Source organism: Nonomuraea cypriaca, from assembly GCF_015645445.1.
GTDB lineage: Bacteria > Actinomycetota > Actinomycetes > Streptosporangiales > Streptosporangiaceae > Nonomuraea > Nonomuraea cypriaca.
The window spans coordinates 1-946 of the sequence record NZ_JADOGI010000548.1 but is presented as its reverse complement, the minus strand read 5'-3'; the positions used below and the strand labels follow the sequence as shown (position 1 = coordinate 946).

General features: G+C 70.6%; 1 protein-coding gene. It reads right to left on the bottom strand.

The features are described from left to right. Nucleotides 1-102: 102 nt before the first annotated feature. Entirely contained in the window at nt 103-909 is an 807-nt protein-coding gene (locus ITP53_RS55535) for an S-methyl-5'-thioadenosine phosphorylase (protein WP_195903518.1), read from the bottom strand. Between the last annotated feature and the right edge of the window lie 37 nt (nt 910-946).

Below are 946 nucleotides of genomic sequence, written 5' to 3'. Positions count from 1 at the left end.
GGGTGGGGCGGGTGGCCAGATAGGCGGAGACGACGGCAAGGGCGGCCAGCGCCGCCGCGATGAGGCGGCGGCGACGGCCGTAGCGGCCCATCCAGGACTGGATCACGGGAGCTCGAAGGGGAGCTTGATGCCGTCGAGGGCCGTGCCGCAGGGGCAGACGCGCTTGTCGGGCAGGGCCTGCACGGTCTCGCTCACCAAGGTCCGCATGCGGGTGACGTTTTGGGCGAAGAACGCCAGGACCTCGTCATGGGTGACGCCCTCGCCGGCCTCCACCCCCGCGTCGTGGTCGGTCACCAGGGCCAGCGTCGTGTAGCACATGGCCAGCTCACGGGCCAGGATCGCCTCGGGGAACCCGGTCATGCCGACGATCGACCAGCCGTTGCCGGCGAACCACCGGGACTCCGCCCTGGTGGAGAAGCGCGGGCCCTCGATGACCACCAGGGTGCCGCCGTCGACGGTCTCCCAGCCGCCGTCACGCGCCATGCGTACGGCTGCCGCCCGCCCCGACGGGCAGTACGGATCAGCGAACGCTACGTGGACCGCGCCGTCGATGTCGTAATAAGTCTGGACGCGTCCAGAGGTGCGGTCCACCAATTGGTCGGGGATGACGAGGGCGCCGGGGCCGTACCGTGCCTGGAGCGAACCCACGGCGCTGGGCGCGAGCACTTGGCGGACGCCGAGCGAGCGCAGCGCCCAGAGGTTGGCGCGGTAGGGGATGCGGTGTGGTGGGAAGCGGTGATCTCGCCCGTGCCGGGGGATGAACGCCACCGAACGCGAGCCGATGCGTCCGACTGTGACGACGTCGCTCGGGGGCCCATAGGGTGTGGCGAGCTCGATCTCCTCAGCGTCGTCGAGCAGCGAGTAGAAGCCCGAACCGCCGATGACGCCGATGTCTGCGCGAGTGACCATGGCGCAGAGAGTAGTCGGAGGGCGGAGGGGGCGAGAG